Origin of the sequence: Streptococcus sp. FDAARGOS_256 (assembly GCF_002289235.2) — a bacterium.
Classification (GTDB): Bacteria; Bacillota; Bacilli; order Lactobacillales; family Streptococcaceae; genus Streptococcus.
The window spans coordinates 143,808-168,906 of record NZ_NTGM02000001.1; the positions used below are offsets into that span (position 1 = coordinate 143,808).

At 42.3% G+C, this 25,099-nt stretch carries 21 protein-coding genes; 20 read left to right on the forward strand and 1 reads right to left on the reverse strand.

The window, feature by feature from the left end; genetic code table 11:
• The 15 genes from A6J84_RS00990 to A6J84_RS01065 all read left to right on the forward strand — a co-directional run bounded on the left by A6J84_RS00990 (position 1) and on the right by A6J84_RS01065 (position 18,702).
• A complete protein-coding gene (locus tag A6J84_RS00990) occupies positions 1-1,032 on the forward strand; it encodes a 3-deoxy-7-phosphoheptulonate synthase (protein ID WP_000864031.1) in 1,032 nt (343 codons plus the stop codon).
• A 44-nt stretch (positions 1,033-1,076) separates the two neighbouring features.
• Positions 1,077-1,439, forward strand: coding sequence for a holo-ACP synthase (gene acpS, locus A6J84_RS00995; RefSeq protein WP_008293557.1), 363 nt, complete (start codon positions 1,077-1,079; stop codon positions 1,437-1,439).
• Positions 1,429-2,532, forward strand: a complete 1,104-nt coding sequence (alr, locus tag A6J84_RS01000; RefSeq protein WP_095725861.1) for an alanine racemase — start codon at positions 1,429-1,431, stop codon at positions 2,530-2,532. Before acpS ends, alr begins: the two co-directional genes overlap by 11 nt.
• Before the next feature lie 18 nt (positions 2,533-2,550).
• Positions 2,551-4,566, forward strand: a complete 2,016-nt coding sequence (gene recG, locus A6J84_RS01005) for an ATP-dependent DNA helicase RecG (RefSeq protein ID WP_095725862.1) — start codon at positions 2,551-2,553, stop codon at positions 4,564-4,566.
• A gap of 469 nt (positions 4,567-5,035) precedes the next feature.
• Positions 5,036-6,016 carry an acetylxylan esterase gene (locus A6J84_RS01015; RefSeq protein WP_095725863.1) on the forward strand — a complete coding sequence of 327 codons (981 nt, stop codon included), beginning with the start codon at positions 5,036-5,038 and terminating at the stop codon, positions 6,014-6,016.
• Positions 6,017-6,351: 335 nt separating this feature from the next.
• Positions 6,352-9,693 carry an SIALI-17 repeat-containing surface protein gene (locus A6J84_RS01020; protein ID WP_095725864.1) on the forward strand — a complete coding sequence of 1,114 codons (3,342 nt, stop codon included), beginning with the start codon at positions 6,352-6,354 and terminating at the stop codon, positions 9,691-9,693.
• A 232-nt stretch (positions 9,694-9,925) separates the two neighbouring features.
• Positions 9,926-10,624, forward strand: coding sequence for an N-acetylmannosamine-6-phosphate 2-epimerase (locus tag A6J84_RS01025; protein WP_001135658.1), 699 nt, complete (start codon positions 9,926-9,928; stop codon positions 10,622-10,624).
• 113 nt (positions 10,625-10,737) lie between these two features.
• Positions 10,738-12,066, forward strand: a complete 1,329-nt coding sequence (locus A6J84_RS01030) for an ABC transporter substrate-binding protein (protein ID WP_095725865.1) — start codon at positions 10,738-10,740, stop codon at positions 12,064-12,066.
• A gap of 218 nt (positions 12,067-12,284) precedes the next feature.
• A complete protein-coding gene (locus tag A6J84_RS01035; protein WP_161801140.1) occupies positions 12,285-13,151 on the forward strand; it encodes a carbohydrate ABC transporter permease in 867 nt (288 codons plus the stop codon).
• A 15-nt stretch (positions 13,152-13,166) separates the two neighbouring features.
• Positions 13,167-14,006 (forward strand): carbohydrate ABC transporter permease, encoded by an 840-nt coding sequence (locus A6J84_RS01040; protein WP_001183243.1) that lies wholly within the window; start codon positions 13,167-13,169, stop codon positions 14,004-14,006.
• A gap of 389 nt (positions 14,007-14,395) precedes the next feature.
• Positions 14,396-14,848 carry a YhcH/YjgK/YiaL family protein gene (locus tag A6J84_RS01045; RefSeq protein WP_049479672.1) on the forward strand — a complete coding sequence of 151 codons (453 nt, stop codon included), beginning with the start codon at positions 14,396-14,398 and terminating at the stop codon, positions 14,846-14,848.
• Between the two features lie 20 nt (positions 14,849-14,868).
• On the forward strand, positions 14,869-15,513 hold the full coding sequence (locus A6J84_RS01050) for a YesL family protein (protein WP_044020393.1): 645 nt from the start codon (positions 14,869-14,871) through the stop codon (positions 15,511-15,513).
• Positions 15,514-15,684: 171 nt separating this feature from the next.
• Positions 15,685-16,602 carry a dihydrodipicolinate synthase family protein gene (locus A6J84_RS01055; RefSeq protein ID WP_033630084.1) on the forward strand — a complete coding sequence of 306 codons (918 nt, stop codon included), beginning with the start codon at positions 15,685-15,687 and terminating at the stop codon, positions 16,600-16,602.
• A 17-nt stretch (positions 16,603-16,619) separates the two neighbouring features.
• Positions 16,620-17,516 (forward strand): ROK family protein, encoded by an 897-nt coding sequence (locus A6J84_RS01060; protein WP_000150239.1) that lies wholly within the window; start codon positions 16,620-16,622, stop codon positions 17,514-17,516.
• 421 nt (positions 17,517-17,937) lie between these two features.
• A complete protein-coding gene (locus tag A6J84_RS01065; RefSeq protein ID WP_049479674.1) occupies positions 17,938-18,702 on the forward strand; it encodes a class I SAM-dependent methyltransferase in 765 nt (254 codons plus the stop codon).
• 135 nt (positions 18,703-18,837) lie between these two features.
• Here A6J84_RS01065 and A6J84_RS01070 read toward each other — a convergent pair whose 3' ends face one another.
• A complete protein-coding gene (locus A6J84_RS01070) occupies positions 18,838-19,689 on the reverse strand; it encodes a MurR/RpiR family transcriptional regulator (protein ID WP_044020400.1) in 852 nt (283 codons plus the stop codon).
• Positions 19,690-19,944: 255 nt separating this feature from the next.
• Here A6J84_RS01070 and pbp2b point away from each other — a divergent pair, with 255 nt between their 5' ends.
• From pbp2b to A6J84_RS01095, 5 genes are all read left to right on the forward strand, one after another.
• Entirely contained in the window at positions 19,945-21,987 is a 2,043-nt protein-coding gene (gene pbp2b, locus A6J84_RS01075; RefSeq protein WP_001224837.1) for a penicillin-binding protein PBP2B, read from the forward strand.
• Between the two features lie 10 nt (positions 21,988-21,997).
• Positions 21,998-22,594 (forward strand): recombination mediator RecR, encoded by a 597-nt coding sequence (recR, locus tag A6J84_RS01080; protein WP_000966754.1) that lies wholly within the window; start codon positions 21,998-22,000, stop codon positions 22,592-22,594.
• Between the two features lie 302 nt (positions 22,595-22,896).
• Entirely contained in the window at positions 22,897-23,172 is a 276-nt protein-coding gene (locus tag A6J84_RS01085) for a TIGR04197 family type VII secretion effector (RefSeq protein WP_000509001.1), read from the forward strand.
• On the forward strand, positions 23,160-23,531 hold the full coding sequence (locus A6J84_RS01090) for a hypothetical protein (protein WP_227743429.1): 372 nt from the start codon (positions 23,160-23,162) through the stop codon (positions 23,529-23,531). Before A6J84_RS01085 ends, A6J84_RS01090 begins: the two co-directional genes overlap by 13 nt.
• Positions 23,522-25,096: a virulence protein gene (locus tag A6J84_RS01095; RefSeq protein ID WP_000538407.1), complete on the forward strand. Its 1,575-nt coding sequence runs from the start codon at positions 23,522-23,524 to the stop codon at positions 25,094-25,096. The genes A6J84_RS01090 and A6J84_RS01095 overlap by 10 nt, the downstream gene beginning before the upstream one ends.
• The last annotated feature ends 3 nt before the right edge of the window (positions 25,097-25,099 follow it).

Here is a 25,099-nt window from a genome sequence, read left to right on the forward strand (position 1 = left end):
ATGGCATTTATCGAAAAAGGTCAAGAAATTGATATTGAAGCAATCAAGGCTGCGACCCAGTTGTCACCTGAAGCCTTGCGAAAGAAAGAAGCTCGCGATAGAGAGTTGGCAGCCATCATCTCGGGTGAGGACGATCGTATCCTTTTGGTGATGGGGCCGTGCTCTTCAGACAATGAAGAAGCAGTGCTTGAATATGCTCGTCGCTTAGCAGACTTGCAGAAAAAAGTTGCGGATAAAATCTTTATCGTGATGCGTGTCTATACGGCTAAACCTCGTACTAATGGAGATGGCTATAAAGGCATGATTCATCAACCAAATACCAGCGAAGCGCCTAGTCTCATCAATGGTTTGCAGGCTGTTCGTCAGCTGCACTACCGAGTGATTACCGAAACTGGATTGACAACAGCTGATGAGATGCTTTATCCGTCAAATCTCGTTTTGGTTGATGACCTGGTCAGCTACCATGCTGTAGGGGCTCGTTCAGTAGAAGACCAAGAACACCGCTTTGTAGCCTCTGGGATTGATGCTCCAGTTGGGATGAAAAATCCAACATCTGGGAACCTTGGGGTCATGTTTAATGCCATCTATGCGGCTCAAAACAAGCAAACCTTCCTTTACCATGGCCAAGAAGTGGAAACTTCAGGAAATCCTTTGGCCCACGTTATCCTTCGTGGTGCCATGAACGAATATGGTAAAAATGAACCCAATTTCTACTATGAAACCCTCTTGAATGCCATCAATCGCTATGAGACTATGGGACTTGAAAATCCCTTTATTATCATCGATACCAATCATGACAATTCAGGCAAGCAGTATATGGAACAAGTTCGCATTGTTCGTCAAGCCTTGCTGAATCGTGACTGGAATGAAAAGATTAAAAAGACGGTTCGAGGCTTTATGATCGAATCTTACCTAGCAGACGGTCGCCAAAACCAACCAGAGGTCTTTGGCTGCTCCATAACTGACCCTTGTCTAGGTTGGGAAAATACAGTAGCCTTGGTAGAAGAAATTTATACCACCTTAACAAAATAAGTGAAAAGGATGGAGTTGGGGGAATCTCAGCTCCTTTTATGAGTATGATAGTTGGACACGGAATTGACATCGAAGAATTGGCTTCGATAGAAAACGCAGTTACACGACGTGAGGGCTTTGCTAAACGCGTGCTGACCCCTAAAGAATTGGAGCGTTTTACCAGTCTCAAAGGGCGCAGACAGATCGAATACTTGGCAGGTCGCTGGTCAGCTAAGGAGGCCTTTTCCAAGGCTATGGGAACTGGTATTGGCAAACTGACCTTTCAGGATTTGGAAGTTTTGAACAATGAACGAGGCGCGCCTTATTTTAGTCAGGCACCATTTTCAGGAAAGATTTGGCTATCTATCAGCCATACAGATCAGTTTGTGACAGCCAGTGTCATTTTGGAGGAAAATCATGAAAGCTAGTCCACATAGACCAACCAAGGCTCTGATATTTCTGGGAGCTATTCGACAAAATATTCAGCAAATGGGGGCTCATATCCCTGAAGGAACGCTCAAGTGGGCAGTGGTCAAGGCCAATGCCTATGGTCATGGGGCTGTTGCCGTTGCCAAGGCTATTCAAGATGATGTTGATGGATTTTGTGTTTCCAATATTGATGAAGCCATCGAACTTCGTCAGGCTGGACTTAGCAAGAAAATCCTCATCTTAGGAGTTTCTGAACTAGAAGCTGTTGCTCTAGCTAAAGAATACGACATCACCTTGACAGTGGCTGGGCTGGAGTGGATTCAAACGCTCTTAGACAAGGAAGCAGATTTGACTGGCTTGACTGTCCACCTCAAGATTGACTCAGGGATGGGACGGATTGGTTTTCGAGATTCCAGTGAGGCAGAGCAGGCTCAAGCCTTGCTCCAACAACACGGCGCTCGTGTTGAGGGGATTTTTACCCACTTTGCTACTGCAGATGAAGAATCAGATGACTATTTTAATGCCCAGTTAGAATGCTTTAAAGCTATTTTGGCAAGTATGAAGGAAGTTCCAGAACTGGTTCATGCCAGTAACTCGGCAACGACCCTCTGGCATGCAGAGACTATTTTCAATGCAGTCCGTATGGGAGATGCCATGTATGGTCTCAATCCAAGTGGAGAGGTCTTGGACTTACCCTATGATTTGACACCAGCCTTGACCTTGGAGTCTGCCCTTGTTCATGTCAAGACAGTTCCAGCTGGAGCTTGCATGGGCTATGGAGCAACCTATCAGGCGGATAGTGAGCAAGTCATTGCGACCGTGCCAATCGGCTATGCGGATGGTTGGACACGAGATATGCAAAATTTCACTGTCTTGGTAGATGGCCAAGCTTGCCCAATCGTCGGTCGGGTTTCTATGGACCAAATTACCATTCGTTTGCCTAAGGTTTACCCGCTAGGAACAAAAGTAACCCTGATCGGCACAAACGGTGACAAGAAAATCACAGCTACTCAGGTAGCGACCTACCGTGGAACCATTAACTATGAGGTGGTTTGCCTCCTCAGCGACCGCATTCCGAGAGAATATTATTAAAAAAGAAAGGAGTGGAGCATGAATCTACATCAACCCTTGCATGTCTTGCCTGGTGTGGGGCCAAAGTCAGCCGAGAAATACGCCAAACTAGGAATTGAAAACTTGCAAGACCTCTTGCTCTACTTTCCTTTCCGTTATGAAGATTTCAAGACCAAGCAAGTATTGGAACTAGAAGACGGCGAAAAGGCAGTCCTTTCTGGTCAGGTAGTGACTCCTGCCAGTGTCCAGTATTATGGTTTTAAGCGAAATCGCCTGCGCTTTAGTCTCAAACAGGGAGAAGTCGTTTTTGCGGTTAATTTCTTTAACCAGCCCTATCTGGCTGATAAGATAGAGTTGGGAGCAACCCTTGCTGTCTTTGGAAAATGGGACCGCGCCAAGGCCAGTCTGACTGGGATGAAGGTCCTAGCTCAGGTGGAAGATGACCTCCAACCTGTCTATCGTCTGGCTCAAGGAATCAGTCAGGCAGGGCTGGTCAAGGTCATCAAGACAGCTTTTAATCAGGGATTGGATCTCTTGATAGAGGAAAATCTTCCCCAGTCTTTACTTGATAAATACAAACTCATGTCCCGTTGCCAGGCTGTCCGCGCTATGCATTTTCCTAAGGATTTGGCAGAATACAAGCAGGCCCTTCGCCGTATCAAATTTGAGGAACTCTTTTATTTTCAAATGCAGTTGCAGTCACTCAAGTCTGAAAATAGAGTTCAGGGAAGCGGTCTGGTTCTGAATTGGTCTCAGGGAAAAGTGACAGCCGTTAAAGAAAGTCTTCCTTTTACCCTGACTCAAGCTCAGGAAAAGAGTTTGCAGGAAATTTTGACAGACATGAAGTCGGACCACCACATGAATCGTCTCCTGCAAGGAGATGTAGGGAGCGGAAAAACGGTGGTTGCTGGCCTGGCCATGTTTGCGGTGGTGACAGCTGGCTACCAGGCTGCTCTCATGGTGCCAACAGAAATCCTTGCGGAGCAACACTTTGAGAGTTTACAGAACCTTTTTCCAGACTTGAAACTGGCTCTCTTGACAGGTTCCTTGAAAGCTGCAGAAAAAAGAGAAGTCTTGGAGACTATTGCCAAGGGTGAGGCTGACTTTATTATCGGAACCCACGCTCTGATACAAGATGGAGTGGATTATGCTCGTCTTGGCTTGATTATCATCGATGAGCAGCACCGTTTTGGTGTGGGCCAAAGGCGTATTTTACGGGAAAAAGGGGATAATCCTGACGTTCTCATGATGACGGCGACACCCATTCCGCGAACACTGGCTATCACAGCCTTTGGAGATATGGATGTTTCCATTATTGACCAGATGCCAGCAGGGCGGAAGCCTATTGTGACGCGCTGGATTAAGCATGAGCAGCTGCCTCAGGTTTTAACTTGGTTAGAGGGAGAAATTCAAAAAGGTTCTCAAGCCTATGTCATCTCACCCCTGATCGAAGAATCTGAAGCTCTGGATCTGAAAAATGCCATTGCCTTATCTGAGGAGTTGACATCACATTTTGCAGGAAAGGCAGAGGTTGCTCTACTACATGGTAAGATGAAGAGTGATGAAAAAGACCAGATTATGCAGGATTTCAAAGAGAGAAAGACGGATATTCTGGTTTCGACAACGGTTATCGAGGTTGGGGTCAATGTTCCCAATGCGACCGTCATGATCATCATGGATGCCGACCGGTTCGGTCTCAGTCAGCTTCACCAGCTCAGAGGCCGTGTTGGTCGGGGGGACAAGCAGTCCTATGCTGTTCTCGTTGCTAATCCCAAGACGGACTCTGGGAAAGATCGCATGCGTATCATGACAGAAACGACCAATGGATTTGTCCTTGCGGAGGAAGATTTGAAAATGCGTGGTTCTGGTGAGATTTTCGGAACCAGACAGTCAGGACTTCCAGAGTTTCAAGTGGCTGATATTATCGAAGATTTTCCGATTTTAGAAGAAGCTAGAAAGGTTGCCAGCTACATTAGTTCGATAGAAGACTGGCAAGAGGATCCAGAATGGCGCATGATTGCTCTCCACCTGGAAAAGAAAGAATATCTAGATTAATACTCTTCGAAAATCAAATTCAAACCACGTCAACGTCGCCTTGGATTATATATGTAACTGACTTCGTCAGTCTTATCTACAACCTCAAAGCAGTGCTTTGAGCAACCTGCGGCTAGTTTCCTAGTTTGCTCTTTGATTTTCATTGAGTATAAGCTTTCTCTAAGGAAAACTTAAGCTAGCTTTTAGGTTTGGGTCTTATACTAGAGTCATCAAAAAGAAACGAGGGCTCTCACATGACGATTAAAGTAACCTACCAAAAGAAATTCCAAACCGTCAAACTAGAGAAAGGAGCTAGCACCTATTGATACACAGAGAGCGGAAACGCTCTTTTTATTTTTAAAACTACTTTCAGACGATCAGTTTGAGGGAGGAGAATCTAAAATCACTTTCTGTTTACCATTCTTTCTTGCATTGCTTTTCTAGATATGCTAGAGTTATGATAGCGATTACAAAATAAAAGGAGCATGCTATGAAAAATCCAGCTTTGTTAGAAGAAATCAAGACCTATCTAGGACGGGATGAGGTGCCAGAAGACTTTGATGCTTTCTGGGATGAGGAAGTCAAAAAAGTATCATCTCTTCCAGCCTACCAGTTGGAGGAAAGAGATTTCCATATTCCCCAAGTCAAGTGCTATGAACTTACTTTTGAAGGAACCAATGAAGGCAAGGTCTATGCACGCGTCGTCCTTCCAAAAAGTGAAGGGAAAGTTCCGTTAATCTTCCATTTCCATGGTTATATGGGACGTGGTTGGGACTGGGCCGACATGCTGGCCTATACTGTGGCTGGTTACGGTGTTGTTTCCATGGACGTTAGGGGCCAGTCAGGTTACTCGCAAGACGGCTTGCGCTCTCCACTAGGAAATACGGTGAAGGGACATATCATCCGTGGTGCTGTTGAAGGTCGAGACCAGCTCTTTTATAAGGATGTTTATCTGGATATTTATCAGTTGATTGAAATTGTTGCTAGTCTACCTGAGATTGATGAGAAGCGACTTTCTAGTTATGGTGCCTCACAAGGCGGTGCTTTAGCCCTGGTTGCAGCAGCGCTCAATCCTCGGATTCAGAAAACAGTGGCCATCTATCCTTTCTTGTCAGACTTTAGACGAGTGCTTGAGATTGGCAATACCAGTGAAGCCTATGATGAACTCTTCCGATATTTCAAGTTCCACGATCCCTTCCATGAAACAGAGGAGGAAATCATGGCGACTCTTGCCTATATCGATGTGAAAAATCTTGCCCATCGTATTCAAGGTGAGGTCAAGATGATTACGGGCTTGGACGACGATGTTTGCTATCCTATTACCCAGTTTGCGATTTACAACCGCCTAACTTGCGACAAGGCCTATCGCATCATGCCAGAGTATGCTCACGAAGCCATGAATGTTTTTGTCAATGACCAAGTCTATAACTGGCTCTGTGGCAGTGATATTCCTTTTAAGTACGTAAGATAATGAATGAGAGAGCCAAGGAGCTCTCTTTTTATGTCCAAAACCTGAAAGTACTTTTATAAAATTTAAAATATTAAAATATTCTTAAAAGTAAAATCTATTCTGTAGGAACACAGATGTAAATATAAGACTTTATTGTATAATAAAGGAAAAGTCACTTGTGAAAGGAGGAAAAAGGCTGCTGGGTGATTAAAAACTCGGGCTCAGCAGAAAATGGGAGAGGATTGGGAGCTCTCATTAAGTTGGATACTTTCTTGTAAAACTTGTCTCTTGAGAGACAATAAAAATTTTTAAAGAAAAAGAAAGCGCTTTATTTTATGAAAAATGAAAGGACAAACATGAATTACAAATCTTTAGATCGGAAACAGCGATACGGAATTCGAAAATTTGCAGTTGGGGCGGCATCTGTAGTGATTGGTACAGTAGTATTTGGAGCAAATCCAGTCTTAGCTCAAGAGCAAGCCAATGCAGCAGGGGCCAATAAAGAAACTGTCGAACCTGGTCAAGGTTTATCAGAATTGCCAAAAGAAGTGTCCTCGGGAGATCTTGCTCATTTGGATAAAGATTTGGCTGGCAAATTGGCAGCAGCTCAAGACAATGGCGTTGAGGTGGACCAAGATCATTTGAAAAAAAATGAGAGTGTAGAATCAGAAACCCCATCCTCTACGGAAACCCCTGCAGAAGAAGCAAATAAGGACGAGGAATCAGAGGATCAGGGAGCGATTCCTCGTGACTATTACTCAAGAGATTTAAAAAATGCTAATCCTGTCCTTGAAAAAGAAGATGTTGAAACCAATGCAACAAATGGTCAGAGAGTCGATTTATCAAATGAACTAGATAAACTAAAGCAACTAAAAAATGCTACAGTTCACATGGAGTTCAAACCGGATGCATCAGCTCCACGCTTTTACAATCTCTTCTCTGTATCCAGTGACACCAAGGAAAATGAGTACTTTACTATGTCGGTCCTTGATAATACAGCTCTTATTGAAGGGCGTGGCGCTAATGGGGAGCAGTTCTATGATAAGTATACAGATGCTCCTTTGAAAGTTCGCTCTGGACAATGGAATTCCGTGACCTTTACTGTCGAACAACCGACAACAGAGTTACCTCATGGTCGAGTTCGTCTCTATGTGAACGGTGTCTTATCTCGAACAAGTCTAAAATCTGGGAACTTTATCAAAGATATGCCAGATGTTAATCAAGCTCAACTTGGAGCAACCAAACGGGGCAATAAAACAGTTTGGGCATCAAACCTACAAGTTCGAAACCTAACCGTTTACGATCGTGCTTTAAGCCCAGATGAAGTTCAAACACGGAGTCAATTATTTGAAAGAGGTGAATTGGAACAGAAACTTCCTGAGGGAGCAAAAGTCACTGAGAAAGAAGACGTATTTGAAGGGGGAATGCATAACCAACCAAACAAAGATGGCATCAAGAGTTATCGTATCCCAGCTCTTCTCAAGACAGATAAAGGAACGCTGATTGCAGGAACGGATGAAAGACGTTTGCACCATTCTGACTGGGGAGATATTGGGATGGTTGTTCGTCGCAGCTCAGATAATGGAAAAACATGGGGAGACCGAATCGTAATCTCAAATCCTCGTGACAATGAGCATGCTAAACATGCAGATTGGCCATCTCCAGTCAATATTGATATGGCCTTGGTGCAAGACCCTGAAACAAAGAGAATTTTTGCAATTTACGACATGTTCCTTGAAAGTAAGGCAGTATTTTCATTGCCGGGACAAGCTCCGAAAGCTTATGAACAAGTGGGAGATAAAGTTTATCAAGTTTTATATAAGCAAGGAGAATCAGGTCGCTATACGATTCGAGAAAACGGAGAGGTTTTCGACCCTCAAAATAGAAAGACAGATTATCGTGTTGTCGTTGACCCTAAAAAACCAGCCTACAGCGATAAGGGAGATTTGTATAAAGGGAATGAGCTAATCGGAAATATTTATTTTGAATATAGCGAGAAGAATATTTTTAGAGTTTCCAATACCAACTATCTATGGATGTCCTACAGTGATGACGATGGGAAGACTTGGTCTGCACCAAAAGATATTACTCATGGGATTCGGAAAGATTGGATGCACTTCCTAGGAACTGGACCTGGTACGGGGATTGCCTTGCGTACAGGACCTCATAAGGGAAGACTGGTGATTCCAGTTTATACAACAAACAACGTTTCCTACCTAAGTGGTTCTCAATCATCTCGTGTAATTTACTCAGATGATCATGGTGAAACATGGCAAGCAGGGGAAGCAGTTAATGATAACCGCCCAGTAGGCAACCAAACCATTCACTCTTCAACCATGAATAATCCAGGCGCCCAAAATACGGAGTCAACTGTTGTTCAGTTGAATAATGGGGATCTCAAGCTCTTTATGCGTGGGTTGACTGGTGATCTTCAGGTTGCGACCAGTCATGATGGGGGAGCAACGTGGGATAAAGAAATCAAACGTTATCCTCAAGTAAAAGACGTTTATGTTCAAATGTCCGCAATTCACACCATGCATGAAGGAAAGGAATACATTCTACTCAGCAATGCTGGTGGTCCTGGACGAAACAATGGTTTGGTTCACCTAGCTCGTGTTGAGGAGAATGGTGAGTTGACATGGCTGAAACACAATCCTATACAAAGTGGTAAGTTTGCTTACAACTCACTCCAAGAACTCGGAAATGGCGAATATGGTTTGCTTTATGAGCATGCGGATGGCAATCAAAACGATTATACTTTATCCTATAAGAAATTCAACTGGGATTTCTTAAGCAAAGACAGAATTTCTCCTAAAGAAGCAAAAGTAAAATATGCTATCCAAAAATGGCCAGGCATCATTGCCATGGAGTTCGATTCGGAAGTATTAGTCAACAAGGCTCCGACCCTTCAATTGGCAAATGGCAAGACAGCAACCTTCATGACCCAATACGATACAAAAACTCTCCTATTCACAATAGATCCAGAGGATATGGGTCAAAGAATTACAGGTCTAGCTGAGGGTGCAATTGAAAGCATGCACAATTTACCAGTTTCTTTAGCTGGCTCTAAACTAAGCGATGGTATTAATGGCAGTGAAGCTGCTATCCATGAGGTTCCAGAGTTCACAGGTGGTGTTAATGCAGAAGAAGCAGCGGTTCATGAAGTTCCGGAGTATACAGGTGCATTGGCAACAGTAGGTGAAGAAGCAGCTCCAACAGTAGAAAAACCTGAATTCACAGGAGGTGTTAATGCTGAGGAAGCCCCAGTGGCAGAGATGCCAGAGTACACCGGTCCATTATCAACAGTAGGCGAAGAAGCAGCGCCAACGGTTGAAAAGCCAGAATTTACAGGTGGAGTCAATGCAGTTCTAGCAGCCTCAAACGAGCTTCCGGAATATAGAGGAGGTGCTAACTTTGTCTTGGCAGCTTCAAATGACCTGCCAGAGTATAAGGGTGGTGTCAATGGTGCTGAGGCGGCAGTCCATGAACTTCCAGAGTATAAGGGAGACACCAATTTAGTATTGGCGGCAGCAGACAACAAACTGTCTCTAGGCCAAGATGTGACCTATCAAGCGCCAGCAGCTAAACAAGATGAACTTCCGAATACGGGAAGTAAGGAAACAAACTCACTGATTTCCCTTGGTCTTGCAGGTGTTCTTTTATCCTTGTTTGCATTTGGCAAGAAGAGAAAAGAATAATAAGCAAAAGTATTTGAATAAGTCTCAGAAGAGATAGCAGGTTTTTCAGCCTGCTATCTTTCTTTATTAAATTCAGCTTGCTTCGAAATCATAAGAAGTCTGAAACTACTTTCAGGATAGTCTGTTCTATAAAATAGTTTTGAAACTGAAATCTATTCTACTACAAGCTATTGAAAGCGCTTAACAAATGATATATAATAAGCCCATAAGAACAAGAAAGGGAGGAAAGAGGATGCCACAGATCAGCAAAGAAGCCTTGATTGAACAAATCAAAGATGGAATCATTGTCTCTTGCCAGGCACTTCCTCACGAACCGCTTTATACAGAAGCGGGAGGAGTCATTCCCTTGCTAGTCAAAGCGGCTGAGCAAGGTGGAGCAGTCGGTATCCGAGCAAACAGTGTTCGCGATATCAAGGAGATCAAGGAGGTTACGAAACTCCCGATTATCGGGATTATCAAACGTGACTATCCGCCACAGGAGCCTTTCATTACAGCTACGATGAGAGAAGTGGATGAACTGGCTGAACTAGATATTGAGGTCATTGCTCTGGATTGTACCAAACGTGAACGTTACGATGGTTTGGAAATTCAGGACTTTATCCGACAAGTCAAAGAAAAATATCCGCATCAACTCTTAATGGCTGATACTAGCACGTTTGAAGAGGGTATAGCAGCAGTTGAAGCAGGGATTGATTTTGTTGGAACAACCCTATCAGGTTACACCTCTTATAGTCCCAAAGTGGATGGTCCAGACTTTGAACTGATCAAAAAACTTTGTGAAGCAGGGGTGGATGTCATCGCGGAAGGGAAAATTCATACACCAGAACAAGCTAAGCAAATCCTTGAGTATGGGGTGCGAGGTATCGTGGTTGGTGGAGCGATTACTAGACCAAAAGAGATTACGGAGCGCTTTGTTGCCGGTCTTAAATAACACAATCTCAAAAAAGAGGAGAGTGGTCGATGCGTCGGACAAAATGAAAACGTATACAAATATAAAGAACTCATTATCCAATATGGATACGCTTATCAATTAGGAGAATACAAATGAAATTTAGAAAACTAGCTTGTACAGTACTTGCGGGTGCTGCGATTCTTGGCCTTGCGGCTTGTGGTAACTCTGGTGGAAGTAAAGATACTGCAAATTCAGCTAGCGATAGCGGAAAAACAGAAATCACTTGGTGGGCATTCCCAGTCTTCACACAAGAAAAAACGGGTGACGGTGTTGGAACTTATGAAAAATCAATCATCGAAGCGTTCGAAAAAGCAAATCCAGATGTAAAAGTGAAATTGGAAACCATCGACTTCAAGTCAGGTCCTGAAAAGATCACAACAGCCATCGAAGCAGGAACAGCGCCAGACGTACTCTTTGACGCACCAGGACGTATCATCCAATACGGTAAAAACGGTAAATTGGCTGAGTTGAACGACCTCTTCACAGACGAATTCGTCAAAGACGTCAACAACGAAAACATTGTACAAGCAAGTAAGGCTGGCGACAAAGCTTACATGTATCCAATCAGTTCAGCTCCATTCTACATGGCTATGAACAAGAAAATGTTGGAAGATGCTGGAGTTGCAAACCTTGTAAAAGAAGGTTGGACAACTGATGACTTTGAAAAAGTTTTGAAAGCGCTTAAAGATAAGGGCTATACACCAGGTTCATTGTTCAGTTCTGGTCAAGGGGGAGACCAAGGAACACGTGCCTTCATCGCAAACCTTTATGGCGGTTCTGTAACAGACAAAGACGTAACCAAATATACAACAGACGATCCTAAATTCGTCAAAGGTCTTGAAAAAGCGGCTAGCTGGATCAAAGACGGTTTGTTGAACAATGGTTCACAATTTGACGGTGGGGCAGACATCCAAAACTTTGCGAACGGTCAAACATCATACACAATCCTTTGGGCACCAGCTCAAAACGGTATCCAAGCGAAACTCTTGGAAGCAAGTAAGGTAGATGTGGTAGAAGTACCATTCCCATCAGACTCTGGTAAACCATCTCTTGAATACCTTGTAAACGGATTTGCAGTATTTAACAACAAAGACGATAAGAAAATCGCAGCTGCTAAGAAATTCGTTCAATTCATCGCAGATGACAAAGAATGGGGTCCTAAAGACGTAGTTCGTACAGGTGCCTTCCCAGTTCGTACTTCATTTGGCAAACTTTATGAAGACAAACGTATGGAAACAATCAGTGGTTGGACTAAATACTACTCACCATATTACAACACTATCGATGGATTTGCTGAAATGAGAACACTTTGGTTCCCAATGTTGCAATCTGTATCAAATGGTGACGAAAAACCAGCAGATGCTTTGAAAGCCTTCACTGAAAAAGCTAACGAAACTATCAAAAAAGCTACAAAACAATAAGCACTAAGTCAGATTGATTCCCCCTTTTCCCTGTGCACTAAGGTGTAAGAAAAGGGGGACTTTTGTTTGAAATGGTAGGAACTGTCACGAAATTAAAATGAAGTTCTTACATAAGCGAATCTTAAAAAATTTCATTTTGATTTTAAAACAGTTTAAGAAAATCAAAAACTATTCTATTTGAAAGAGAGGTGCCGACTGTGAAAGTCAATAAAATTCGTATGCGGGAAACAGTGATTTCCTACGCTTTCCTAGCACCAGTGTTATTCTTCTTTGTCATCTTTGTCTTGGCTCCTATGATTATGGGATTCATTACAAGTTTCTTTAACTACTCCATGACTAAATTTGAGTTTGTGGGCTTGGACAACTACATTCGCATGTTTAAAGACCCTGTCTTTGTGAAGTCTTTGATCAATACCGTTATCCTGGTTATTGGATCTGTTCCGATTGTGGTTCTCTTCTCGCTCTTTGTAGCATCTCAAACCTATCATCAAAATGCCATTGCCCGTTCTTTCTATCGTTTCGTCTTCTTCCTTCCTGTAGTTACGGGTAGTGTTGCCGTAACGGTTGTATGGAAATGGATCTATGACCCCCTATCAGGGATTCTAAACTTTGTCCTTAAGTCAAGCCACATCATCAGCCAAAACATTTCTTGGCTGGGTGACAAAAACTGGGCTTTGCTAGCGATTATGATCATTCTTTTGACAACATCTGTTGGTCAACCGATTATCCTTTATATCGCTGCCATGGGAAATATTGACAACTCACTTGTTGAAGCAGCGCGTGTAGACGGTGCGACTGAATTCCAAGTCTTCTGGAAGATCAAATGGCCTAGCCTTCTTCCAACAACTCTTTACATCGCAATCATCACAACCATCAACTCATTCCAATGTTTCGCCTTGATTCAGTTGTTGACTTCTGGTGGTCCAAACTATTCAACAAGTACCTTGATGTACTACCTTTACGAAAAAGCCTTCCAATTGACAGAGTACGGCTATGCAAATACCATCGGTGTCTTCTTGGCAGTGATGATTGCCATTGTCAGCTTTGCTCAATTCAAGATCCTCGGAAACGACGTAGAATACTAAAGAAAGGAGACAGTTATGCAACCTACACAAAAGAAACCTTTAACAGCTTTCACTGTTATTTCAACGATTATCTTGCTCTTGTTGACCGTACTGTTCATCTTTCCATTCTACTGGATCTTGACAGGGGCCTTCAAATCACAGCCTGATACCATTATGATTCCGCCACAGTGGTTCCCTAAAATGCCAACCATGGAGAACTTCCAACAACTCATGGTGCAAAACCCTGCTATGCAGTGGATGTGGAACTCTGTATTTATCTCGCTAGTAACCATGTTCCTAGTCTGTGCAACCTCTTCTCTAGCAGGTTATGTCTTGGCTAAGAAACGTTTCTATGGTCAACGCATCCTCTTTGCAGTCTTTATCGCTGCCATGGCTCTTCCAAAACAAGTTGTCCTTGTACCATTGGTACGTATCGTCAACTTCATGGGAATTCACGATACACTTTGGGCAGTTATCTTGCCTTTGATCGGATGGCCATTCGGGGTCTTCCTTATGAAACAATTCAGTGAAAATATCCCTACAGAATTGCTTGAATCAGCTAAAATCGACGGTTGTGGTGAGATTCGTACCTTCTGGAGCGTAGCCTTCCCTATCGTGAAACCAGGATTTGCAGCCCTTGCAATCTTTACCTTCATCAATACTTGGAACGACTACTTCATGCAGTTGGTTATGTTGACTTCACGTCAAAACTTGACTATCTCACTCGGGGTTGCGACCATGCAGGCCGAAATGGCAACCAACTATGGTTTGATCATGGCAGGTGCAGCTCTTGCAGCCGTGCCAATCGTAACCGTCTTCCTTGTCTTCCAAAAATCCTTCACTCAAGGTATAACTATGGGAGCGGTCAAAGGTTAAGAAAAGTAAATTAGTGTATCAAGATTGCAGAAGTGGTCTTGACATGCCATGGAAATATAGAGTTATAAGTGTCTACAAAATGGAGAGTATGCAGTTACTTCGTGAAGTTTTGTCAGACACTTATAAACTTAAGAATGAACTCTTTTCATGATACTAGTTAGAGTAGGTTCGTTTTATGGTGGCTATTTCCCGCTTTAGTAGTATCTAAGATAAGAATCTTACGCTTATCTTAGAAGGAATTTTTGAGACTGACGATGAAAGAGCAAAAGGCTCAAAAATTAGGAATGAAATACCGAAGGAATTTGCTTCCGTCCGCACTATTACAGGGAAATAGAGAAAAGATAATTCGAAACTGAAAAATAGTAATTATCAGAAACGAAGGAAACAGTATGATTTTTGACGATTTGAAAAACATCGCCTTTTACAAAGGAATCCATCCCAATCTAGACAAGGCTATCGACTATCTCTATCAGCACCGTAAGGATTCTTTCGAACTAGGTAAGTATGAGATTGACGGGGACAAGGTCTTTCTAGTTGTTCAGGAAAATGTCCTCAACCAAGCTGAAAATGATCAATTTGAGCACCATAAGAACTATGCAGACTTGCATTTGCTGGTAGAAGGACATGAATACTCGAGCTACGGTTCACGTATCAAAAATGAGGCAGTAGCATTTGACGAAGCGAGCGACATTGGCTTTGTCCATTGTCATGAAAAATACCCACTCTTGTTGGGCTATCACAATTTTGCGATTTTCTTCCCAGGAGAACCTCATCAGCCAAATGGCTATGCAGGGATGGAAGAAAAGGTTCGCAAGTATCTCTTTAAAATTTTGATTGATTAAAAGAATCAGGAGGAGCAAACATGGCACAAAAAGGAGTAAGCCTTATCAAGGCAGCATTTGATACAGATAATTTTCTCATGCGTTTCAGTGAGAAGGTCTTGGATATCGTGACAGTCAATCTTCTTTTTGTCGTCTCTTGTTTGCCTATTGTGACGATTGGAGTGGCGAAAATCAGCCTTTACGAGACCATGTTTGAGATTAAGAGAAGCAGACGAGTTCCAGTTTTCAGAACCTATCTAAGAGCCTTCAAGCAAAATCTGAAACTGGGGCTTCAGTTGGGTCTGTTAGAGTTGGGCATTGTGTCATTAAGCCTTCTAGACCTCTATCTCTTCTGGGGACAGACTGCTTTGCCTTTCCAGATTGTGAAAGCCATTTGTTTGGGGATTCTCATCTTCCTCACTCTGGTGATGTTGGCTAGTTATCCCATCGCTGCGCGCTATGATTTATCTTGGAAAGAAGTGCTGCAAAAAGGGCTTATCTTGGCAAGTTTTAACTTTCCTTGGTTCTTCCTCATGTTAGCCATTCTCTTTCTCATAGTGATGGTTCTTTATCTATCCGCCTTCACTCTCCTTTTGGGTGGGTCAGCTTTTATCCTCTTTGGTTTTGGTTTGCTGGTCTTTCTCCAAGCAGGATTGATGGAGAAAATTTTCGCCAAATACCAGTAGGATGAGGTATTTCTGAAACTACTTTCAATCGTTACAGTTTCTAAAATACAAGTAGAAACTAAAATCTAAGTGTATACAAGATATTGAAAGCGATTTTCACAAGGTGTATACTAAACTTGTAAAAAATAGAACTGCTCTCAGCAGAAAAAAAGAAATCTTAGGAGAAAATCTATGTCAGATTTGAAAAAATACGAAGGTGTCATTCCAGCCTTCTACGCATGTTATGATGATCAAGGAGAAGTCAGTCCAGAGCGTACGCGTGCTTTGGTTCAATACTTCATTGATAAGGGAGTTCAAGGTCTCTATGTCAACGGTTCTTCTGGTGAATGTATCTACCAAAGTGTGGCAGACCGCAAATTGATTTTGGAAGAAGTCATGGCAGTTGCCAAAGGGAAATTGACCATTATCGCTCACGTAGCTTGCAACAATACCAAAGATAGTATGGAGCTTGCTCGCCACGCGGAAAGCTTGGGTGTAGATGCCATTGCAACGATTCCACCGATTTACTTCCGCTTGCCAGAATACTCAGTTGCCAAATACTGGAATGATATCAGTGCTGCAGCTCCAAACACAGACTACGTGATTTACAATATTCCTCAATTGGCAGGTGTTGCTTTGACTCCAAGTCTCTACACTGAAATGTTGAAGAATCCTCGTGTTATCGGTGTTAAGAACTCTTCTATGCCAGTTCAAGATATCCAAACCTTTGTCAGCCTTGGTGGAGAAGACCACATCGTCTTTAATGGTCCAGATGAACAATTCCTAGGTGGTCGCCTCATGGGTGCCAAAGCTGGTATTGGTGGTACTTATGGTGCTATGCCAGAACTCTTCTTGAAACTTAATGAGTTGATTGCAGAGAAAGATTTGGAAACAGCGCGTGAATTGCAATACGCTATCAACGCAATCATTGGCAAGCTCACTTCTGCTCATGGAAATATGTACGGTGTGATCAAAGAAGTCTTGAAAATCAATGAAGGCTTGAACATTGGTTCTGTCCGTTCACCATTGACGCCAGTGACTGAAGAAGATCGACCAGTTGTAGAAGCAGCAGCGCAATTGATTCGTGAAACCAAGGAGCGCTTCCTCTAATCCATAAGGAGGTATTTATGACACACTACGTTGCAATTGATATCGGTGGAACCAACATCAAATATGGTTTGATTGACCAAGAAGGCCAACTTGTTGAATCGCATGAAATGCCAACCGAGGCGCATAAGGGTGGACCTCATATCTTACAAAAGACAAAAGATATCGTAGCCAGCTATATAGAAAAAGGCCCAGTAGCAGGTGTTGCCATTTCTTCTGCAGGAATGGTGGATCCTGATAAGGGTGAGATTTTCTATGCTGGTCCTCAGATTCCCAACTATGCAGGAACCCAGTTCAAGAAGGAAATCGAGACGAGTTTTGCTATTCTTTGTGAGATTGAAAATGATGTCAACTGTGCAGGTCTTGCTGAGGCAGTATCTGGTTCAGGTAAGGGAGCGAGTGTCACACTTTGCTTGACCATTGGAACAGGTATCGGTGGTTGCTTGATTATGGATGGGAAAGTCTTCCATGGATTTAGCAATTCGGCCTGCGAAGTCGGTTACATGCACATGCAGGATGGAGCTTTTCAGGATCTTGCTTCTACGACAGCCTTGGTTGAGTATGTAGCAACAGCTCATGGAGATTCAGTTGATCAGTGGAATGGGCGACGCATTTTCAAGGAAGCTACCGAAGGAAACAAGATCTGTATGGCTGGCATTGACCGCATGGTAGACTATTTAGGAAAAGGTCTGGCAAATATTTGCTACGTTGCCAATCCAGAAGTGGTCATTCTCGGTGGCGGTATCATGGGGCAAGAAGCTATCCTCAAACCGAAGATTCGCGCAGCCTTGAAGGCCGCCTTGGTACCAAGCCTAGCTGAAAAAACACGATTAGAATTTGCCCATCACCAAAATACAGCAGGGATGTTGGGTGCCTATTATCATTTTATACTCAATGAAAATCAAAGAGCAAAGTAGGAAGCTAGCCGTAGGCAGTACTTGAGTACGGCAAGGTGAAGCTGACGTGGTTTGAATTTGATTTTCGAAGAGTATCAAGACAAAACAATCCTAGTTTGGAGCTATAGAATTAAGAAAAACACTGAATCACTACTTGAGTGAAAACTGTTTTGCTTAATTCTTTTTTTATTGAAAAATTTGAGCCAAAGGAGGTAATCGTGAGAAACTAGGAGAAAATAACTACCTTGCATAAGAAGTTAAGGCGAGAGCAATTCTATCATCCATTTAATTGATATTTAGCTTGACTAAATGGGAAAATGTGGAAAAATGATATAATGAGATGGACGAAAAATTGATAAATTAGAATTTCTAGAGGTGAGAGAAGTGTGGCAACACATCCAACTTAAATCGAAATCATATAAAATTACGAGGAGATTGTAAGATGAGTAATTATATAAAATTAAATGAAGATAGATGGAATAATGTAAAAAACGACTATACTGAGCCATTGACACATGAAGAATTAGAAGAAGCTAGAAAGCATCCAATTTCTGTCGCCTTAACTGTGGGGAAAAAAGTTCCGACAGAATGGTTTGAAAAAGCCAAGGGAAAAAAGATATTAGGGTTAGCTTGTGGTGGTGGCCAGCAGGGTCCCGTTTTTGCTGCAAAAGGTTATGATGTCACCATCATGGATTTTTCTAAATCACAATTAGAAAGAGATGAAATGGTTGCCAAAAGAGAAGGCTTAAAAATCAATACCGTTCAAGGCGATATGACAAAACCATTTCCATTTGAAAATGAAACTTTTGATATTATTTTTAATCCGGTTTCAAATGTATATATAGAAGATTTAGAAAACATGTATAAAGAAGCCTCTCGCGTATTGAAAAAGGGCGGTTTGTTAATGGTCGGATTTATGAATCCTTGGATCTACATGTATGATGCTGACACTGTATGGGACAAACCCGATGAGGAATTACTGTTAAAGTTTTCAATCCCTTTTAATTCAAGAGAGCTTGAAGAGGAAGGCAAAATCACCATCAATCCAGAATATGGATATGAATTTAGCCATACCTTAGAAAGTCAGATTAGAGGACAACTTAAAAATGGTCTCGCTATGATCGATTTTTATGAATCATGTGATAAAAGACATCGATTATCACCTTATGGAAATGATTATATCGCTACACTTTGCATTAAACTATAATCTTATAGAACGTACTTCTGAAGAATAGCTCGTTTTATTTTACGATTAGAATTTGTCCATCACCAAAATACAGCAGGGATGTTGGGAGCCTACTATCATTTCAAGACAAAACAATCCTAGTTTGGTTCAACCAAACTAGGATTTTCTAACGCGTTTTTGTCTACGATAGCCGTTGAGTTTTTTATTTTCCCAATAGCTGTTAAAGATTTTTTCTTTGCTATCGCGATTGATTTCTAAAAAGTAGGCATAAATCAAATCTATTAAAATGAGCATAGGGAGTTGAGCGGAAATACGCTGGATGTAAGAAGATTGACTATGGCTTGCCACAAGGACCGTTTCGGTGTAGGCCTGACTGTTTTTGTTTGGTGCGCTGGTAAAGAGGATGGTCTTGGCACCCATTTCCTTGGCATCCAACAAACTATCGAGGACGGATTGGGTAGTTCCTGATAGGGAAAAGCCAAGTACCAGACAGTTTTCATCCATGATACTGGTCGTCCAAGCAAAGCCATCCCGATCGGTCAAAGCTTCACAGACAACACCTAGTCGCATAAAGCGCAGTTTCATCTCACGGGCAATCAGACCAGAACTTCCCGTCCCAAAGAAGTAAACTCGTTCTGCGTCATCGATTAATTGGGCGACGCGTTCCAGTTGTTCTTCGTCAATCAAATCCTGTGTTTGTTCTCGCATGATACTGTAGCTTCGCAAAACACGTTTGGTCAAAGGACTGTGTTTGTGCGAATGAGTGTCCGGTTTACTAGCCTGGTGCTGATATTGAAAGACGAATTCTCGGTAGCCTGTAAAACCACACTTTTTGGCAAAGCGGGTCAAGGCTGCTTGGGAGATATGTAATTTCTGGGTAACTTGCTGAGAAGAGAGATCATCTTGGATTGTTTCAGCTTGCAAAAAATAGCGAGCGATTTCTTGCTCGAGCTCGGTTAATTCTTCAAAATGGAGGTCGATTATGGTTGCGATATCTGGCTTGTTCATGAGGCTCCTTTTTATGAGTCAAAGTCTTAAAGGTTAACGCTTTCCTAACTATTACTATCATTATATCATAGAAAATAGGATAACCAAATAAAAAGGCATTTTCAGTTAAAAGTCAAAAAATGCTTCGACTTTTCCAAGAGTTTCTCCGTAAAATATGGTACAATGAAATGTACTGAGCTTTACCTATTTACTCTATTATTTTAGGGAAAATAAAGGTGGAAATCGGGAATTTTTCTAGAAAAGAGTCTTAGTTGTATGAGAAAATTTAATAGCCATTCGATTCCGATTCGGCTTAATTTATTATTTGCGATTGTTATCCTGCTCTTTATGGCCATTATTGGTCGTTTGTTATACATGCAGGTGCTAAATAAAGATTTTTATGAAACAAAATTGGCTTCAGCCAGCCAAACAAGGGTAACAACCAGTTCAGCTCGTGGACAGATCTATGATGCGGCAGGGAAACCCTTGGTAGAAAATACTGTCAAGCAAGTTGTTTCTTTCACACGAAACAATAAAATGACAGCAGCTGAATTGAAGGAGACAGCCAAGAAACTCCTCACATATGTAAATGTAACCTCCCCTGATCTGACTGATCGACAAATTGCAGACTATTACTTGGCGGACCAGGATATTTACAAAAAAACAGTCGAATCCTTGCCAAGCGATAAACGCCTGGATTCAGATGGGAACCGCTTATCGGAAGCGACACTTTACAATAATGCGGTTGAAAGCATTGACGTGAGTCAACTTAATTATACAGATGACCAGAAAAAGGAAATCTATCTCTTTAGTCAGCTCAATGCTGTTGAAAATTTTGCAACAGGAACCATTTCTACGGATGCCTTAGATGATACCCAAGTTGCTCTCGTTGCATCAGCGTCCAAGGAATTACCAGGTATCAGCATTTCAACCTCATGGGATCGTAAAGTCTTGGACACTTCTTTATCGACAATCGTCGGTAGCGTTTCAAATGAAAAGTCAGGACTTCCAGCTGAGGAAGTTGATGCTTATCTCAAAAAAGGGTATTCTCTCAATGACCGAGTGGGAACTTCCTATCTTGAAAAGCAATATGAAGATGTTCTTCAAGGCAAACGTTCCGTCAAGGAAATCCACCTCGACAAACACGGAAATATGGAAAGTGTGGAAAATGTTGAAGAAGGAAGCAAAGGAAACAATATCAAGTTAACGATTGACCTAGCTTTCCAGAATGGTGTGGACGACCTACTCAAGAGCTACTTCAACTCAGAGTTGGGTAACGGTGGAGCAAAGTACTCTGAAGGGGTTTACGCCGTAGCCCTCAATCCTAAAACCGGTGCAGTTTTGTCTATGTCAGGGCTCAAACATGACTTGAAAACGGGAGAGTTAACACCTGATTCCTTGGGAACGGTAACCAATGTCTTTGTCCCAGGTTCGGTTGTTAAGGCAGCAACTATCAGCTCTGGTTGGGAAAATGGAGTCTTGTCAGGCAATCAAACCTTGACAGACCAACCGATTGTCTTCCAAGGTTCAGCTCCGATTAATTCTTGGTACACTCAGGCCTACGGTTCATTTCCGATTACAGCTGTAGAAGCTTTGGAGTATTCATCTAATGCCTACATGGTTCAAACGGCTTTGGGTATCATGGGTCAAACTTATCAACCTAATATGTTTGTTGGAACTAGTAATTTGGAATCAGCTATGGGGAAATTGCGTGCGACATTTGCGGAATATGGTCTAGGTGCTTCAACGGGCATCGACCTTCCAGATGAGTCAACTGGTTTTATACCAAAAGAGTATAATTTTGCTAATTACATTACCAATGCATTTGGCCAGTTTGATAACTATACTCCAATGCAATTGGCCCAGTATGTTGGAACCATTGCCAACAATGGTGTTCGGATTGCACCTCACATTGTTGAGGGGATTTATGGAAATAATGAACAAGGTGGTTTAGGCAGTCTGGTTCAAGAAACAGCCACTAAGGAACTAAACAAGGTCAATATCTCAGAATCAGATATGGCTATCTTGCAGCAAGGTTTCTATCAAGTTTCGCATGGAACGAGTGCTCTGACAACTGGTCGTGCCTTTTCAAATGGCGCAGCCGTTTCCATCAGCGGGAAAACAGGTACTGCCGAAAGTTACGTTAATGGCGGTCAAAAAGCCAATAATACCAACGCAGTCGCCTATGCACCGACCGAAAATCCTCAAATCGCGGTCGCAGTCGTCTTTCCTCATAACACCAACCTTACAAACGGTGTCGGACCTTCTATTGCACGCGACATTATCAATCTTTATCACCAACACCATCCAATGAATTAGAAAGGAACTTATGCTGTATCCAACACCTATTGCCAAGCTGATTGATAGCTATTCAAAGTTACCAGGTATCGGGATCAAAACGGCTACCCGCCTAGCCTTCTATACCATTGGAATGTCTGATGATGATGTCAATGAATTTGCCAAAAACCTTCTATCTGCCAAGCGGGAATTGACCTATTGTTCCATCTGTGGTCGCTTGACGGATGATGATCCCTGCTCTATCTGCACAGATCCGACTCGAGACCAGACAACGATCTTGGTGCTAGAGGATAGTCGTGATGTGGCTGCTATGGAAAATATCCAAGAATACCACGGACTCTATCATGTCTTACATGGTCTTATTTCTCCAATGAATGGTATCAGTCCAGATGATATCAATCTCAAGAGCCTCATGACTCGTCTTATGGACAGTGAAGTTTCAGAGGTTATTGTGGCAACCAATGCGACGGCAGATGGAGAAGCGACATCTATGTATCTCTCTCGTCTCCTCAAGCCAGCTGGCATCAAGGTCACTCGCCTAGCACGAGGACTAGCCGTGGGAGCAGATATCGAGTATGCGGACGAAGTCACACTCTTACGAGCCATTGAAAATCGGACAGAGTTGTAGAAGTCAGTTAAAACGTAGCTCTTTTTGACACATAAGACGAGCCCTAGGAATTTTTCTAGGGCTTTGTTTTTTCTGTTTCTCACCAGAGAAGAACAAACCTTGCTAATAAAACTACTCAAACTATAAGGCATCAGAAAACCGGTCTCCAAAATGACTAGTACCGTCTTTGTCAAACACATTCAGTGAGCGATAGAGTTTATTCTAAGGAGATGAGCGCTTTTGCCCTTAGGATTTGTTTTGAAATCATACTATTTTTGTGTTATGATATGGTCAATATACAATGAATAAGGGGAGTTTGAAGTATGGGTGGAAAGATAAAATCTAGCACGATAGCAGCAGAGGCAGCTATTAATGAATTGGTCGGGTATGACACGAGCAAGAAGCAAAATCAGCAAGTAGAATTTTCATATACTTCTGAAATCGCTGGGATGGAAGCGGGACGTCAGGCCTGCAACCAAATGCTTCAGGCAGTCAGTGATTTCAGCTCGGCTGTTTTGACCCAAGCAAATAAGTTTCCAGAAATTGCTCATAAGATTGAAAAACGCGACGTAGAGCTGGCTAAGAGATGGGAACATTAAAAATGGCAGATAAGAACGAAGAAAAACGCTACAAACTTTGGCGAGAAATTGTCAAGATTGACGATAAAGAAGAAAGTCTTCAGACTCTAAAAAGACAATATGAACAGCAGGTAACTCACTTTCACTCAGAAATCCAGAGTATCCACCATCGTATGGCGACTCTATTAGCTATCTCGCCTAGTTCTCGTCAAGTGATAGAGCAAATCGAAAGTGATAATAGAACCATTCAACGACAGATCAACTCTTATGTAGATGAGGAACTGGATGAATTGGGAAAACAAACGAAGAAGGCTCGTCGGTCTTTCGATGAAGCTAGAGAAGAACTGATATCAGAAAGGAATCGGCTACCATGGGAGTAAAATACAGCGCACAAGAATCCCAAGAATTGATTCAAGCTATGACTAACAATCTCCAGGTCGCAAATGAAGTCACGGACCGCTTATCTAGTGGATGTGACCACCTGATTTCCTCTTTAGACTCAGGTGAGCTGACAGGAGCAGCCTACACAGCTGGGAAGGGTCTTTTTACAGAGATTATCATCCCCAGCATCAAGAAGTTACAAGCAGCGATAGATGATATCCAACTAGAGTTGACCTCCTACAAAAATGCGGATGCTCAGGTCTCTGGATATGGAGATTTGGACATGGACCAGCTCAAGGAACTGAAAAAATTGAGGGAAGAGCAGTTAGCTATCGTAGAAGCTCAGATTCAAGCGAGGGAGAATTGGTTAAATCAAATCAAAGATTTCTTTACACTGAATTGGGGGAAAGCTTTCTCTGAGAAGACCATCCTCTACAATACCAAGTCTCAAATCGAGTCAGGTATTCAGGATTTGGATGACAAGATTGAAAAACTAGAATTTTTTGTCTCAGAGGTTTCCCAGTATTTCAGCGATAGTCTAGAAGTCCTTAGCTTAGCGATTCAAGGAGCTACGCAACTAAGTAAAGTCATTGTCGATAGCGATGGCAACTACTATGCGGACGGTCTGGACATGAGCTGGGTGCAAAAGATGAAGGATGTGAAGATTGTTTCGCATGCAAAAAGAGATTTTCAAGATTCAGAAACTCGTGCAATCAATAAAGCTTCTAGGGATATGATGCTATCGGACGATGGTGATGCCTACTATCGTGCCGAATTAAAGAAGCGCTTAAAAGGCCATGACAAGTCCGAATGGGATAAAATAATTGACGACTACAATCACACTCTTAAGATTGATGAAACAGGGAATATCATTGAAATTCATTCCTTGGAACAAGGCTATGTCGTTTTAAAAAATGGGAAATATGATGCTGACTATACTCATTTGGTTAACAAAAAGCTTGATGAACTAAAAGCCCAAAACTTTGAAGCAAATTCAGTCGAATTTTGGAGTGGAGTAGCTCAAATTTTCTCTGGATTGGGAGTTTACTTTGCGAGTGGAGCCCTAGAAGTCTTGAGTGTAATGGCTGGTCCGCCAACAGCAGGGACAAGTATCGTAGCTGGTACCGCAGCATCTGTAACAGGGGTTCAATATGGGAATGTACTGATAGCTAGTGGAGCAGTAACTAGCTTATCAGCTATCACAAAGACAGCCTTACAAAATGGCGAAATTCAGGTTGATTATTCCAGTAACTATGACAGCTGGAAGGCAAATAAACCGACGAGTAAGTCTTTTGGAAAAAAGATTTCTGGACGAGTTAACGGTAAAAAAGTCGATAATATTCGAGTTGATGCGGAGCCAGATAGTGGGAAAATCCAAGTTCAATCGGGGAGTGGAAAGTCAGGTTATAACCTCGACATAGATATTGAAGCCTCAACTATTTCAAGTAGGCAGGATATTGTAAACTGGGTAAATGAACAATCTGAACTAAATGGACTTGGAAAAGGAGCTAAAGAAGAAGTTATCAAAAATATGTGGAAAGCTTTTAAATACTTGACGCAATAAGGA

What these genes read in the sequence shown, in the direction of transcription:
- A6J84_RS00990 (WP_000864031.1), top strand. Translation starts at nt 1, where the DNA reads ATGGCATTTATCGAAAAAGGTCAAGAAATTGATATTGAAGCAATCAAG.
- acpS (WP_008293557.1), top strand. Translation starts at nt 1,077, where the DNA reads ATGATAGTTGGACACGGAATTGACATCGAAGAATTGGCTTCGATAGAA.
- alr (WP_095725861.1), top strand. Translation starts at nt 1,429, where the DNA reads ATGAAAGCTAGTCCACATAGACCAACCAAGGCTCTGATATTTCTGGGA.
- recG (WP_095725862.1), top strand. Translation starts at nt 2,551, where the DNA reads ATGAATCTACATCAACCCTTGCATGTCTTGCCTGGTGTGGGGCCAAAG.
- A6J84_RS01015 (WP_095725863.1), top strand. Translation starts at nt 5,036, where the DNA reads ATGAAAAATCCAGCTTTGTTAGAAGAAATCAAGACCTATCTAGGACGG.
- A6J84_RS01020 (WP_095725864.1), top strand. Translation starts at nt 6,352, where the DNA reads ATGAATTACAAATCTTTAGATCGGAAACAGCGATACGGAATTCGAAAA.
- A6J84_RS01025 (WP_001135658.1), top strand. Translation starts at nt 9,926, where the DNA reads ATGCCACAGATCAGCAAAGAAGCCTTGATTGAACAAATCAAAGATGGA.
- A6J84_RS01030 (WP_095725865.1), top strand. Translation starts at nt 10,738, where the DNA reads ATGAAATTTAGAAAACTAGCTTGTACAGTACTTGCGGGTGCTGCGATT.
- A6J84_RS01035 (WP_161801140.1), top strand. Translation starts at nt 12,285, where the DNA reads ATGCGGGAAACAGTGATTTCCTACGCTTTCCTAGCACCAGTGTTATTC.
- A6J84_RS01040 (WP_001183243.1), top strand. Translation starts at nt 13,167, where the DNA reads ATGCAACCTACACAAAAGAAACCTTTAACAGCTTTCACTGTTATTTCA.
- A6J84_RS01045 (WP_049479672.1), top strand. Translation starts at nt 14,396, where the DNA reads ATGATTTTTGACGATTTGAAAAACATCGCCTTTTACAAAGGAATCCAT.
- A6J84_RS01050 (WP_044020393.1), top strand. Translation starts at nt 14,869, where the DNA reads ATGGCACAAAAAGGAGTAAGCCTTATCAAGGCAGCATTTGATACAGAT.
- A6J84_RS01055 (WP_033630084.1), top strand. Translation starts at nt 15,685, where the DNA reads ATGTCAGATTTGAAAAAATACGAAGGTGTCATTCCAGCCTTCTACGCA.
- A6J84_RS01060 (WP_000150239.1), top strand. Translation starts at nt 16,620, where the DNA reads ATGACACACTACGTTGCAATTGATATCGGTGGAACCAACATCAAATAT.
- A6J84_RS01065 (WP_049479674.1), top strand. Translation starts at nt 17,938, where the DNA reads ATGAGTAATTATATAAAATTAAATGAAGATAGATGGAATAATGTAAAA.
- A6J84_RS01070 (WP_044020400.1), bottom strand. Translation starts at nt 19,689, where the DNA reads ATGAACAAGCCAGATATCGCAACCATAATCGACCTCCATTTTGAAGAA.
- pbp2b (WP_001224837.1), top strand. Translation starts at nt 19,945, where the DNA reads ATGAGAAAATTTAATAGCCATTCGATTCCGATTCGGCTTAATTTATTA.
- recR (WP_000966754.1), top strand. Translation starts at nt 21,998, where the DNA reads ATGCTGTATCCAACACCTATTGCCAAGCTGATTGATAGCTATTCAAAG.
- A6J84_RS01085 (WP_000509001.1), top strand. Translation starts at nt 22,897, where the DNA reads ATGGGTGGAAAGATAAAATCTAGCACGATAGCAGCAGAGGCAGCTATT.
- A6J84_RS01090 (WP_227743429.1), top strand. Translation starts at nt 23,160, where the DNA reads ATGGGAACATTAAAAATGGCAGATAAGAACGAAGAAAAACGCTACAAA.
- A6J84_RS01095 (WP_000538407.1), top strand. Translation starts at nt 23,522, where the DNA reads ATGGGAGTAAAATACAGCGCACAAGAATCCCAAGAATTGATTCAAGCT.